The 13,155-nt window shown below is 69.8% G+C and carries 9 protein-coding genes; 4 read left to right on the forward strand and 5 right to left on the reverse strand.

Going from position 1 to position 13,155, the window contains the following annotated elements:
• The first annotated feature begins 67 nt into the window (after positions 1–67).
• Positions 68–1,096, forward strand: coding sequence for a hypothetical protein (locus AB0I18_RS34185; protein ID WP_363109559.1), 1,029 nt, complete (start codon positions 68–70; stop codon positions 1,094–1,096).
• A 107-nt stretch (positions 1,097–1,203) separates the two neighbouring features.
• Here AB0I18_RS34185 and AB0I18_RS34190 read toward each other — a convergent pair whose 3' ends face one another.
• The 4 genes from AB0I18_RS34190 to AB0I18_RS34205 form a co-directional block, all read right to left on the reverse strand.
• Positions 1,204–3,330 carry a 3-hydroxyacyl-CoA dehydrogenase NAD-binding domain-containing protein gene (locus AB0I18_RS34190; protein WP_363109551.1) on the reverse strand — a complete coding sequence of 709 codons (2,127 nt, stop codon included), beginning with the start codon at positions 3,328–3,330 and terminating at the stop codon, positions 1,204–1,206.
• The gene (locus tag AB0I18_RS34195; RefSeq protein ID WP_363109552.1) at positions 3,327–4,553 is read right to left on the reverse strand and encodes an acetyl-CoA C-acyltransferase; all 1,227 of its coding nucleotides are present in this window, start codon (positions 4,551–4,553) and stop codon (positions 3,327–3,329) included. The genes AB0I18_RS34190 and AB0I18_RS34195 overlap by 4 nt, the downstream gene beginning before the upstream one ends.
• 304 nt (positions 4,554–4,857) lie before the next feature.
• The gene (locus tag AB0I18_RS34200) at positions 4,858–5,889 is read right to left on the reverse strand and encodes a LacI family DNA-binding transcriptional regulator (RefSeq protein ID WP_363109553.1); all 1,032 of its coding nucleotides are present in this window, start codon (positions 5,887–5,889) and stop codon (positions 4,858–4,860) included.
• A complete protein-coding gene (locus AB0I18_RS34205; RefSeq protein WP_363109554.1) occupies positions 5,886–8,303 on the reverse strand; it encodes a glycoside hydrolase family 2 protein in 2,418 nt (805 codons plus the stop codon). The genes AB0I18_RS34200 and AB0I18_RS34205 overlap by 4 nt, the downstream gene beginning before the upstream one ends.
• Positions 8,304–8,462: 159 nt before the next feature.
• On the opposite strand from AB0I18_RS34205, the gene AB0I18_RS34210 reads away from it, so the two are divergent.
• Genes AB0I18_RS34210 through AB0I18_RS34220 form a run of 3 tightly spaced genes read left to right on the forward strand, consistent with a single transcriptional unit; the run spans position 8,463 to position 11,676 of the window.
• Positions 8,463–9,815: an ABC transporter substrate-binding protein gene (locus AB0I18_RS34210; RefSeq protein ID WP_363109555.1), complete on the forward strand. Its 1,353-nt coding sequence runs from the start codon at positions 8,463–8,465 to the stop codon at positions 9,813–9,815.
• Positions 9,816–9,868: 53 nt separating this feature from the next.
• Positions 9,869–10,807: a sugar ABC transporter permease gene (locus AB0I18_RS34215; RefSeq protein WP_363109560.1), complete on the forward strand. Its 939-nt coding sequence runs from the start codon at positions 9,869–9,871 to the stop codon at positions 10,805–10,807.
• Positions 10,808–10,836: 29 nt separating this feature from the next.
• Positions 10,837–11,676 carry a carbohydrate ABC transporter permease gene (locus tag AB0I18_RS34220; protein ID WP_363109556.1) on the forward strand — a complete coding sequence of 280 codons (840 nt, stop codon included), beginning with the start codon at positions 10,837–10,839 and terminating at the stop codon, positions 11,674–11,676.
• Between the two features lie 96 nt (positions 11,677–11,772).
• Here the strand turns inward: AB0I18_RS34220 and AB0I18_RS34225 are convergent, their stop codons facing one another.
• Positions 11,773–13,053 carry a ribonuclease D gene (locus AB0I18_RS34225; RefSeq protein WP_363109557.1) on the reverse strand — a complete coding sequence of 427 codons (1,281 nt, stop codon included), beginning with the start codon at positions 13,051–13,053 and terminating at the stop codon, positions 11,773–11,775.
• Positions 13,054–13,155 lie beyond the last annotated feature (102 nt).

The raw sequence follows: 13,155 nt of genomic DNA on the forward strand, positions 1-13,155 counted from the left end.
CCCTCCGGGCGGACGACGGCACTCCGACGGCAGGGCCTAGAGTAGAGGCGTGTCAATGGTCCGCACAGTGAACGGCGACTGGCTCATACGCGGCCGGGACGGCCGGCTCAGCGCCTACGCTCCGCGGGAGGAAGCGGTGTGGTGCTATGCCGAGCACCTCCCGGGCGGCCCGTGGGCGGCACCCCGCCCGGTCGGCGGCAACCAGCGCGTGCACCCGGTGCTCGCCGTGGGACAGGGCGCCGACGGCTACGCCCATCTGGTCTCCTGGCGTCCCACCGGCGGGCAGGAGGCGGGGCTCGTGCACTCCACCCACTTCCGGCCGCAGCTCGCCGCGCTCGACTGGAACCCGCTCGGGCACCCCAACCAGAAGGGGGAGCGGACCGGCGTACCGGCCGTCGCGGTCGACGCGCAGGGCCGCGCCCACGTCTTCGTACCCAACCGGGGTGGCGGGGTGAGCATGCGCGGCCAGAAGGAACGCGGCGGCTGGGGGCCGTGGCGCGACCTCAAGGGCCGTGAGGTGGAGGGCGAACTGGCGGCCGTGACCCGCGCGTCCGGCCTCGTCGAGCTGTACGCGGCCTCACCGGCGGGCATTCTGCGCTGGACCCAGGCGGGCCCCGGCCACATCCCCGCGCTAGACGAGGAGCCGCTGAAGGTCGCGGCGCGGCCCGGCACCCTGCGGGCCCTCGTCACCTCCGAGGAGCACGTCACCCTCTTCTTCACCGACGAGACGGACACCGTGTGCGCCTGGCGGGCCGGTTCGGAGCCGGTCGCACTCATCACCTGCGCCGGACCAGGCCCGGTCTCCGCCGTCCGCTGCACGCTCGACGACGTCGACTGCACACTGCTCGCCCAGCGTTCCGCCAGCGGCCGTATCGCCTTCGCCGCCTACCCGACCGAGCAGGAGCCCGCCGGTGCCTGGTGGGCCGAGTCGGGGCCCCAACTGCCCGCGGACGTCCAGGTGTCACTGGGCGAGGACCATGAGGGCCGGGTCGTGGCGGCCACGCTCCAGTACGGCTCCGAGGAGTTCCTGATGACCCGGCGGAAGGCCGAGCCGGGGCTCGCGCTCGAAGCCTGGCACCGGATCGAGCCTCAGTAGCGCCCGGCGCGAGCGGAACCGGCCGCGGCAACGACGATGCCCGGCACACCGGTTGGTGTGCCGGGCATCGGCTTCGTACGGGTCCTGCATACGGCCCTTGCGGGTCCTTACGCGGGGACGCTCGCCACGCCCTGCGTCAGGAACCGCTTCCCGGTCACGCGCTCGGAGACGCCCTCGCGGTCCAGGTACGGCGTGATACCGCCCAGGTGGAAGGGCCAGCCGGCGCCCGTGATCAGGCAGAGGTCGATGTCCTGGGCCTCGGCGACGACGCCCTCGTCGAGCATGAGCCCGATCTCCTGGGCGACGGCGTCCAGGACGCGCTCGCGGACCTGCTCCTCGGTCAGGACGACATCGCCCTGCTTCAGCAGCGCCGCGACCTCCGGGTCGAGTTCCGGCTTCCCGGAGTCGTACACGTAGAAGCCGCGCTTGCCCGCCTTGACGACGGCCGCGAGGTTCGGGGAGACCGTGAAGCGGTCAGGGAAGGCCCGGTTGAGGGTCTCCGAGACGTGCAGACCGATCGCGGGGCCGACCAGTTCGAGGAGGACGAGCGGAGACATCGGCAGGCCCAGGGGCTCCACCGCCTTCTCCGCGACCTCGACCGACGTGCCCTCGTCGATGACGTTCTGGATCTCGCCCATGAAGCGGGTCAGGATGCGGTTGACGACGAACGCCGGGGCGTCCTTCACCAGAACCGCGGTCTTCTTCAGCTTCTTGGCGACACCGAAGGCCGTGGCCAGCGAGGCGTCGTCGGTCTGCTCGCCGCGGACGATCTCCAGGAGCGGGAGGATCGCGACCGGGTTGAAGAAGTGGAAGCCCACGACCCGCTCGGGGTTCTTGAGCTTCGACGCCATCTCGGTGACCGAGAGGGACGAGGTGTTGGTGGCGAGGATCGCGTGTGCCGGGGCGACCGCCTCGACCTCCGCGAACACCTGCTGCTTGACGCCGATCTCCTCGAAGACGGCCTCGATGATGAAGTCCGCGTCGGAGAAGCCCTCGGCCTTGTCCAGCACACCGGTGACCAGGGCCTTCAGGCGGTTGGCCTTGTCCTGGTTGATCCGGCCCTTGCCGAGCAGCTTGTCGATCTCGGCGTGGACGTAGCCCACACCCTTGTCGACGCGCTCCTGGTCGATGTCGGTCAGCACGACCGGCACCTCAAGGCGGCGCAGGAAGAGGAGGGCCAGCTGCGAGGCCATCAGGCCGGCACCGACGACGCCCACCTTCGTCACCGGACGCGCCAGGCTCTTGTCCGGGGCACCCGCCGGGCGCTTGGCGCGCTTCTGGACGAGGTTGAACGCGTAGATGCCGGACCGCAGTTCGCCGCCCATGATCAGGTCGGCGAGGGCCACGTCCTCGGTGTCGTACCCCTGCTGGAGGTCGCCGTTCTTGGCCGCGGCGATGATGTCCAGCGCGCGGTACGCGGCCGGGGCCGCCCCGTGCACCTTGCCGTCCGCGATGAAGCGGCCCTTGGCGACGGCCTGGTCCCAGGCCTCGCCGCGGTCGATCACGGGACGCTCGACCTTGATCTCGCCCTTGAGGACGTTCGCCGTCCAGATCAGCGACTGCTCAAGGAAGTCGGCGCCCTCGAAGATGGCGTCGGCGATGCCCAGGTCGAAGACCTGCTGGCCCTTGAGCTGCTTGTTCTGGTTGAGCGAGTTCTCGATGATCACGCTCACCGCGCGGTCGGCGCCGATCAGGTTCGGGAGCAGCGTGCAGCCGCCCCAGCCCGGGACCAGACCGAGGAAGACCTCGGGGAGCGAGAAGGCCGGCAGCGCCTTGGAGACGGTCCGGTACTCGCAGTGCAGGCCGACCTCGACGCCGCCGCCCATCGCCGCGCCGTTGTAGTAGGCGAAGGTGGGTACGGCGAGGGCGGCGAGGCGCTTGAAGACCTCGTGGCCGCCCTTGCCGATGGCGAGCGCGTCGTCGTGGTTCTTCAGGAGCTCCACGCCCTTGAGGTCCGCGCCGACCGCGAAGATGAACGGCTTGCCGGTGACGCCGGCACCGACGATCTCGCCGGCCGCGGCCTCCTTCTCGATCTGGTCGATCGCGGCGTTGAGGTTCGCCAGCGAGGCCGGGCCGAAGGTGGTCGGCTTGGTGTGGTCGAAGCCGTTGTCCAGCGTGATGAGCGCGAAGCGCCCGGCGCCGAACGGCAGGTCGAGGTGGCGGACGTTCGCGGACGTCACGACCTCGTCGGGGAACAACTCGGCCGCGCCCTTGAGGAGTTCAGCGGTGCTCACTTGTCGCCTCCGGCGTCCTTGTGGTGCGGGTTCTCCCAGATGACCGTGGCGCCCATGCCGAAGCCGACGCACATGGTGGTGAGGCCGTAGCGGACCTCCGGCTGCTCCTCGAACTGGCGGGCCAGCTGCGTCATCAGCCGGACACCGGAGGAGGCCAGCGGGTGGCCGTACGCGATGGCGCCGCCGTACTGGTTGACGCGCGCGTCGTCGTCGGCGATGCCGTAGTGGTCGAGGAAGGCCAGGACCTGGATCGCGAACGCCTCGTTGATCTCGAAGAGGTTGATGTCCTCGATCGACAGACCCGCCTTGGCGAGGGCCTTCTCGGTCGCCGGGATCGGCCCGTAGCCCATGACCTCGGGCTCGACGCCCACGAAGGCGTACGAGACGAGACGCATCTTGACCGGCAGGTTGTTCTCGCGCGCGAAGTCCTCGCTGGCGATGATCGAGGCGGTGGCGCCGTCGTTGAGACCGGCCGCGTTACCGGCGGTGACCCGGCCGTGCACGCGGAACGGCGTCTTGAGGCCGGCCAGGTTCTCCAGGGTCGTGCCGGGGCGCATCGGCTCGTCCGCCGTGACCAGGCCCCAGCCGGTCTCGCCGACCTCGGCGTTGGTGTTCCGTACGGAGATCGGCACCAGGTCCTGCTGGATCTTGCCGTTGGCGTACGCCTTGGCGGCCTTCTCCTGCGAGCGCACCGCGTACTCGTCGGCGCGCTGCTTGGTGATCTGCGGGTAGCGGTCGTGCAGGTTCTCCGCGGTCATGCCCATGAACAGGGCGGACTCGTCGACCAGCTTCTCGCTGACGAACCGCGGGTTCGGGTCCACGCCCTCGCCCATCGGGTGGCGGCCCATGTGCTCGACACCACCGGCGATGACGGCGTCGTACGCGCCGAAGGCGATGGAGCCCGCGGTGGTCGTGACGGCCGTGAGCGCACCGGCACACATGCGGTCGATCGAGTAGCCGGGCACGGACTGCGGCAGCCCGGCCAGGATTCCGGCCGTGCGGCCGAGCGTCAGGCCCTGGTCGCCGATCTGCGTGGTCGCGGCGATGGCGACCTCGTCGATCTTCTTCGGGTCGAGACCGGGGTTGCGGCGCAGCAGCTCCCGGATCGCCTTCACGACGAGGTCGTCGGCGCGGGTCTCGTGGTAGATGCCCTTCGGGCCCGCCTTGCCGAACGGGGTACGGACGCCGTCCACGAAGACGACGTCCCTGACGGTACGAGGCACGATGGCTCTCCTCCAGATGCGGGATGGCACTGCTGCGTAGCGCTGAGCGCGCGCTCAGGTCCCATGCTACTTGTGGGTAACGTGGCTGCCCAGTCCCGGGGCGGGGAGCGGCGAAGGTCACATGGCTCTCTGTGTCTGCGACGGGAGGGTTGTGTGACTGCCGCGGGCCGGTGGGGGCTGGTCGCGCAGTTCCCCGCGCTCCTTCGGGGCGCCCCGAAGGAGCGCGGGGCTGTGACATATGCGGCTCCGCCGCGTGGGCGCGACCAGCCACATCCGACCCGCACCCCGCATACGACACCAGGCCTCACCCCCTGGGCGGCGCAGTGGACCCCCGAGGCGTAAGAACAGGCGTCGGCACCGGATGAGACCCGAGACCGTCCCCGGTGATCACCCCGAACAACGTACGAGCCACCTCCGCCCCGAACCCGTGCACGTCATGACTCATCGCGGACAGAGTCGGATGCGTCAGCCGGCACAGCTGAGAGTCGTCCCAGGCGAGCAGCGAGACATCCCCCGGCACCGACAGCCCCATCTCGGACGCCACCGAAAGCCCCGCCACAGCCATGATGTCGTTGTCGTACACGATCGCGGTCGGCCGATCCGGCGCCGCCGCGGTCAGCAGAGACCGCGTCGCCCGAGCCCCCGCATCCCCGGAGAAGTCGGTGGCGACCTGCCAAGCCCCGGCCAGCTCCAACACCCGAGCCGCCTCGTCGAACGCGGCCGTACGGATGGACGTGTGCCCGAGGGCGGCCGCCCCGCCCACCCGGGCGACCCGCCGATGCCCGAGCGCCGCGAGATAGCTCACGGCCTCGGTGACGGCGGTCGCGTCGTCGGTCCACACCGAGGTGAGGCTGCCGGTGAGCGAGGGGTGCCCGACGGCCACGACGGGCATGCCGAGCCGTTCGACGGCGGGCACGCGCGGGTCGTCCGCCTGGAAGTCCACCAGGATCGACCCGCTGATCTGGTTCCCCCGCCACCAGGCATCCTGGAGCCCGACCTCCTCGTCCACCGTGCGCACCAGCCGCAGCAGCAGCGAGCAGGAGTGCTCGGTCAGGACGCTCTCCAGGCCCGAGATGAACTCCATGTAGAACGGTTCGAGCCCGATCTGTTTCGCCGGCCGGCAGATGGCGAGGCCCACCACGTCCACGCGCCGGCTGGACAGCGACCGCGCGGCGAGGTTCGGCGCCCAGCCCAGTTCGCGGGCCGCTTCGAAGATCCGGTCCCGGGTCGAGTCGGACAGCCCCGGTTTGTGGTTGAAGGCGAGCGACACGGCCCCCTTGGACACACCGGCCCGCGCGGCGACGTCCTTGATCGTGACGCGGGGTGGTGTCGTCATCGTGCGGGCTCCACGCAGTACAGGGCGGATCGTGCGGTCTCGGCATCGGGAGTCTCCCAGCCGCGCACCCCGATGGTCACCCGCTCGCCGGGAAGCAGGGTCACCAGCCCCCGGTCGGCCGACGCCGTGGGCGACAGCCGGTCGGCCTGCAGGAGCAGATCCCGTACGAGCGTGTGGGCCGTGACGGTCACCTCGCCCGGAGCGACGGTCACGTCGAACTGCGGGCGGGCGTACGGGACTTCACGGTCGGGCGCCGGGAAGTGCACGGCCCGCAGCCCGTCCGTGTCCGCGTCCGCGTCCGCGTCCGGGGCAGTGTCCGCCACCAGGAACTCCTTGGGCCCGACCGGTTCCAGGTCCTTCGGTACGCGGATGTCGGCGACCGCCCTCGCCCCGGCCCGCAGCCCCACGCGCGCCTCGGCCACGAGCGCACCCTCGACGGACATCCGACGCAGCGTCAGACTTCCCTCCCACACCTCGGCCGACTGGTTGACGGCGGCCAGCACCAGTCCCCCCGGCCGGAGTTGAAGGGTCAGCAGCCGGTCCGCGTACAGCCGCTTCAGTTCGTGGAAGAGCGGCTTCTCCCGGCCGTCCCCGTCGATCGCCGCCCAAGACGTCACCGGCCAGCAGTCGTTGAGCTGCCAGACGATCGTGCCCGCGCAGACGGGCCAGTGCGAGCGCCAGTGCTCGATCCCGGCGGCGACGGCCCGGGCCTGGTTGACCTGGGTGAGGTAGTGCCAGCGGTCGAAGTCGCCCCCGGAGAAGCCCTCTTCGGGCACGGTGAAGTGACGGGCGAGCCCGCGCTCCAGCTTTCCGTTCCCGTCGTCGGCCTTCTGGTGGTGCAGCATGCCGGGGGAGTCGGGCGTGAGCTCCTCGCCGGGCAGGGCGCGCCGAAGTGTGGCGTACGCGGGCGGCGCCTGCCAGCCGAACTCGGCCACGAAACGCGGGACATCGAGCCGGTAGTCCGCGTAGTCCTCGCGGTTCCACACCTCCCACGAGTGATGGGTGCCGTGCGCCGGGTCGTTGGGGTGGTGGTCCCAGGACCCGGACCAGGGGCTGCCCGCCGTATACGGCCGTGTCGGGTCCAACTCGGCGACGACACGCGGCAGCAGGCCCAGGTAGTACCCCTCGCCCCACGACTCACCGGCCAGCCGCTGCTCCCAGCCCCAGTCCTTGAAGCCCCACAGGTTCTCGTTGTTGCCGTTCCACAGCACGAGCGAGGGATGCGGCATCAGACGTACGACGTTCTCGCGTGCCTCGGCCTCCACCTCGGCGCGCAGCGGCTGCTCCTCGGGGTAGGCGGCGCAGGCGAAGGGGAAGTCCTGCCAGACCATCAACCCCAGCTCGTCGCAGGCCTCGTAGAAGTCCTCGCTCTCGTAGATGCCGCCGCCCCAGACGCGTACGAGATCGACGCCCGCCCCGGCCGCCTGGGTCAGCCGGGTGCGGTACCGCTCGCGGGTGATCCGGGACGGGAAGACGTCGTCCGGGATCCAGTTGACCCCGCGGGCGAAGAGCCGCTCGCCGTTGACGACGAAGGTGAAGGCGGAGCCGTGCTCGTCGGCGCCGCGGTCCAGCTCGACGGTCCGGAAGCCGACCCGGCGCTGCCAGGAGTCGAGCGGCCCTCGCGCGTCGGAGAGCGTCAACTCGACGTCGTACAGCGGCTGTTCGCCGTATCCGCGCGGCCACCAGAGCTCGACGTCCGGCACGTCGAGACGGACGGCTCCGCTCGTGCCGGTGAACTCCGTGCTCGCCTCGACACCGCCGATCCGGGCGCTCAGAGTGAGCCCCGCCTCGACCTGGGTCCGCTCGACCTCCACGTGCAACTCGGCCCGGCCCAGGCCCTGTTCAACACTCAGGAGCGGCCGCACCCGGGCGATCCGGGCCGTCGACCAGTGCTCCAGGCGCACCGGCTTCCAGATCCCGGCCGTCACCAGCGTCGGCCCCCAGTCCCAGCCGAAGGAGCAGGCCATCTTGCGGAGGTACTGGAAGGGCTCGGGATAGGCGTTCGGCCGCTCACCGAGGCGCCCGCGCACCGCTTCGGCCTCGGCGTACGCGGACGTGAAGTGCACCGAGAGGCGGCCGTTCAGCCCCGTGACGTCGAAGCGGTGCGAACGGTGCATGTTCCGTACGGAGCCCAGGAGCCGGCCGTCGAGCCGGACCTCCGCGACGGTGTCCAGACCCTCGAAGACGAGGTCGGTCCGCTCGTGCCCGCCCGGGGCCGGAGCGAGGTCCGTCTCGTACGTCCAGTCGCGCCGCCCCACCCACGCCACCTCGGTCTCGTTCCGCCCGAGGAACGGGTCCGGGCTGATCCCGGCCGTCAGCAGATCCGTGTGCACACAGCCCGGCACCGCGGCGGGGAGCGCGACCGTGTCGTGCCGCAGGATCCATCCCTCGTCGACGGGGGTGACGTCCAGCATGCGCACTCCTAAACCGGTATAGGCCACCGTTGACCAGGGCCGGGACGAACTTCGGCATCGTTGGCGAAATAGAGACTTTACCGGTTTAGTTCAGCCTGCCAGAGTGCGGAACCAGCCATCCCACTCGTGCTCATCCGTCCCTGAACGGAGCTGGTGCAGATGAACCGCCGCAGGACACATCGCACGAACGGTCGCACGAACCACCGCACGACTTTCGCCGGAGCCCTCCTCGCCGCCGCGCTGCTGGCGGCGGGCTGCACCGGGAGCGGAGGCTCGTCCAAGGGCGCGGACGCCAAGGCCCCCGTCGACCCGGACAAGGTGTCCGGCACGATCACGGTCCTCACCCACCGGACGGACCTCGTGCAGAACGGCACGATGAAGAAGTACGCCGCCGAGTTCAACAAGACCTATCCCAAGGTCGAGGTCGAGTTCGACGCCCTCACGGACTACGAGGGCGAGGTCAAGATCCGCATGAACACCGAGAACTACGGCGATGTGCTGATGATCCCCGCCGTGATCAAGAAGGCCGACTACCCCAAGTTCTTCGCCTCGCTCGGCACGCAGGCCGAGCGCAGCAAGGAGTACCTCTTCACCGACTTCACCACGGTCGACGGCAAGGTCTACGGCCAGAGCCCGATGGGCGCGGTCCCCGGCTTCCTCTACAACAAGCGGATCTGGGCGGAGGCCGGCGTCACCGACTGGCCCACCACACCCGCCGAGTTCATCGCCGGTCTCAAGGCCGTCAAGTCCAAGACCGACGCGGTCCCGTACTACACGAACTTCAAGGACATGTGGCCGCTGACCCAGTGGACGTCCGTCAACGGCTCGGTCAGCTGCGACCCGCAGGCCACCACCAGGCTCGCCGACGGCGAACCGTGGGCCGAGGGCGGGGACCTGCGGGTCGGCGACACGCTGCTCCACGACATCGTGCGTGAGGGGCTCATCGAGAAGGACCCCACGACCACCAACTGGGAAGGATCCAAGCCCAAGTTGGCGAAGGGGGACATCGCCACGATGTGGCTGGGCTCCTGGGCGGTCACCCAGTTCCAGGCAGCCGCTAAGCAGGCCGGCGCCAACCCCGACGACATCGGCTTCATGCCCTTCCCGGCCCAGGTTGACGGAAAGTTCTGCGCGACCATGTCGCCCGACTACAACCAGGCCGTCAACGTCAACTCCGACCACAAGGACGCGGCCCGCGCCTGGATCGACTGGTTCACCGACAAGTCCGGCTACGCGGCCGACAACCTGACCCTCTCGCCGGTCAAGGGCGCCCCGCTGCCCGAGGTGCTGAAGCCGTACGAGGACGCGGGCGTCAAGCTCATCGAGCTCGACGACGCGAAGGGCGCGGCGGTCAAGGAGATCGACAACGCCTCGGAGGTCGGCATCAACAAGCCCGACTACCGCCAGGACCTCGTCGACCTCGCCCGCGGCGCGAGGAAGGGCAGCCTCGACGACTTCCTGGGGGACCTGGGCCAGCGCTGGAGCGAGGCACAGCAGACCTTGGGGTCCTGATGACGGACACGGCCAAGAAGGACATGACCGGGACGGGGACGACCGAGACGGACATGACCGGGCAGGCGGCGCGGCCGAAGGAGGCCGCGCCCGCCGCCCGCCCCGCGGCCCGCGCCCCGCGCCGGATACGCCTCAGGCGGGGCCTCACCCCGTGGCTCTTCCTCGCCGCCCCGCTGGTCCTCCTGATCACGTTCACCTACGCGCCGGTCGCCAACATGGTCGCGTACAGCTTCACCGACTGGGACGGGGTCAGCCCCGAGCTCAGTTACACGGGCGGCGAGAACTACGTCGAACTCCTCACCCGCCCCGAGCTGTTCGAGGTCTTCTTCGTCAGCGGCTACTACCTCGCCGCCTCGGTGATCCAGATCGCCGCCGCGCTCTACTTCGCGACGGTCCTGAGCTTCAACGTGCGCTTCCGGAACTTCTTCAAGGGCGTGCTCTTCTTCCCGTATCTGATCAACGGGGTCGCGATCGGTTTCGTCTTCCTCTACTTCTTCCAGGACGGCGGCACCCTCGACTCGGTGCTGAGCCTCTTCGGCATCGGCACGGACCACGCCTGGCTGGGCACACCGGTGTCCGCGAACACGTCACTGGCGGGCGTCTCCGTCTGGCGCTACATGGGCCTGAACTTCGTCCTCTTCCTCGGCGCGATCCAGTCGATCCCGGGGGAGTTGTACGAGGCCGCCGAGCTGGACGGCGCCAACCGCTGGCAGCAGTTCCGGCACATCATCGCGCCCGGCATCAGGCCCGTACTCAGCCTGAGCGTGATCCTCTCGATCTCCGGCTCGCTCTCGGTCTTCGAGATCCCGTACATCATGACGGGCGGGGCGACCGGCACCGAGACCTTCGTGATCCAGACGGTGAAGCTGGCCTTCCAGTTCAACAAGACGGGGCTCGCCTCGGCGGCGGCGGTCGTGCTGCTGCTGATCATCCTGGCGGTGACCTGGGTGCAGCGGCGCCTGGTCCCGGACGACAAGGTGGATCTCGTATGAGCGCGAACGGTCTAACGAGTACGCGGGGGATGAGCGCCCCGACCCGTCGGAGTATCGCCCGCACACTCACGTATCTGTCGCTGGTCGTCGCCTCCGTCGTCGTCCTGCTCCCGCTCCTCGTGGTCCTGCTGACCTCCCTCAAGTCCGAGAAGGAGATGGCGAACGACAGTGGAGCGCTCCAACTGCCCGACAACCCGCTGAACTTCGACAACTACGTGACGGCGTTCCAGGACGGCCGGATGCTCTCGGCGTTCGGGAACACCGCGTTCATCCTGCTCATCTCCGTCACCGGCACGGTGATCATCGGGTCGATGGCGGCCTACGCGATCGACCGCTTCACGTTCAGGTTCAGGAAGCTGGTCGTCGCGCTCTTCCTGGTCGCCACGCTCGTACCGGGAGTGACCACCCAGGTGGCCACCTTCCAGATCGTCGACAGCTTCGGCATGTTCGACAGCCGCTGGGCGCCGATCGTGCTCTACATGGGCACGGACATCGTCTCGATCTACATCTTCCTGCAGTTCGTGCGGTCCATCCCGGTCTCCCTGGACGAGTCCGCGCGGCTCGACGGCGCCAACGCCTTCACGATCTACCGGAAGATCATTTTCCCGCTGCTGAAGCCCGCGATCGCGACGGTGGTCATCGTCAAGGGGATCACGGTCTACAACGACTTCTACATCCCGTTCCTCTACATGCCGTCCGAGGATCTTGGCGTGATCTCTACGTCGCTGTTCCGCTTCAAGGGGCCCTTCGGAGCGCACTGGGAGACGATCTCGGCCGGCGCGGTGCTAGTCATCCTCCCCACCCTGGTCATCTTCCTGTTCCTCCAGCGCTTCATCTACAACGGCTTCACGCGGGGCGCGACGAAGTAGCGCCCCTCTAGGGGCGCGGGGAACTGCGCGATCAGCCACAACAAACCCGCAGTCGCCGTGAGTCCGAACCACTCACGGCGACTGGGCGACCCTCATTCAATCCTTGGCCTCGACAGACAGCGCCGCCACCAACACCGGCGTAACCTGCTCCACCTGCCACGGCCGAGCCCCGTAGGAGGCGAGCGCCGCCCCCACAGACTCGGCGTCAGCCGAAGCAGGCGGCTCCCAGCACACCCGCCGAACCGTGTCCGGCGTGATCAGATTCTCCTGCGGCATGTTCAACGTCTCCGCCAGCGCCGACACGGCGGCCCGCGCGGCGGACAGCCGGGCCGCGGCCGCCGGGTCCTTCTCGGCCCAGGCGCGCGGCGGCGGCGGCCCCGTCACCGGCTGGCCGGGCTGCGGCAGCTCGGCGTCCGGCAGCTCCTTCGCGCGGTCCACGGCGGACTGCCACTGCTCCAGCTGACGCCTGCCCATGCGGTGCCCGAAGCCGGTCAGCGCGGCGAGCGCGTGCACATTGGCCGGCACGGCCAGCGCGGCCTCGACGATCGCCGCGTCGCCGAGGACCTTGCCCGGCGAGATGTCCCGGCGCTGCGCCACCTGGTCCCGGGTCTGCCACAGCTCCCGTACGACCGCCATCTGCCGGCGGCGGCGCACCTTGTGCATACCGGAGGTGCGGCGCCACGGATCCTTGCGCGGCTCGGCCGGCGGCGCCGAGGCGATCGCGTCGAACTCCTCCCGGGCCCACTCCAGCTTGCCCTGCCGGTCGAGTTCCTTCTCCAGCGCGTCCCGCAGGTCCACGAGCAGTTCCACGTCGAGCGCGGCGTAGCGCAGCCACGGCTCGGGCAGCGGACGCGTCGACCAGTCGACCGCGGAGTGCCCCTTCTCCAGTACGAAGCCCAGGACGCCCTCGACCATCGCGCCGAGGCCGACCCGCGGGAACCCCGCGAGCCGCCCGGCCAGCTCGGTGTCGAAGATCCGGTCGGGAACCATGCCTATCTCGCGCAGACACGGCAGATCCTGGGTGGCCGCGTGCAGCACCCACTCCACACCGGAGAGCGCCTCGCCGAGGCCCGAAAGATCGGGGCAGGCGACGGGATCGATCAGCGCGCTGCCCGCGCCCTCGCGGCGCAGCTGCACCAGATAGGCGCGTTGGCCGTAGCGATAGCCGGACGCCCGTTCGGCGTCCACGGCGACGGGGCCGCTGCCGGCCTCGAACGCCGCGATCATCTCGGCGAGCGCGGTCTCGTCCGTGATCACGGGCGGAATTCCGTCGCGGGGCTCCAGCAAGGGGATCGGCGCCGGTTCGACGTCGTCCGGAGGAGCGCCTCCGGTGGTTCGCAGTGAACTGTCTGCTGCGGTCTCTTGGGCGTCGGTCACCTGTCAAGGGTATCTGTGTACCACAGTGTCTCCACGGTGTTCGCCGGCCGTTCCTTTCTGGTCCCGCTCAGCGGCCGGGGATCAAGGGCCCAGGTGCACGAC

Source organism: Streptomyces sp. NPDC050704, from assembly GCF_040654355.1.
Lineage (GTDB): Bacteria > Actinomycetota > Actinomycetes > Streptomycetales > Streptomycetaceae > Streptomyces.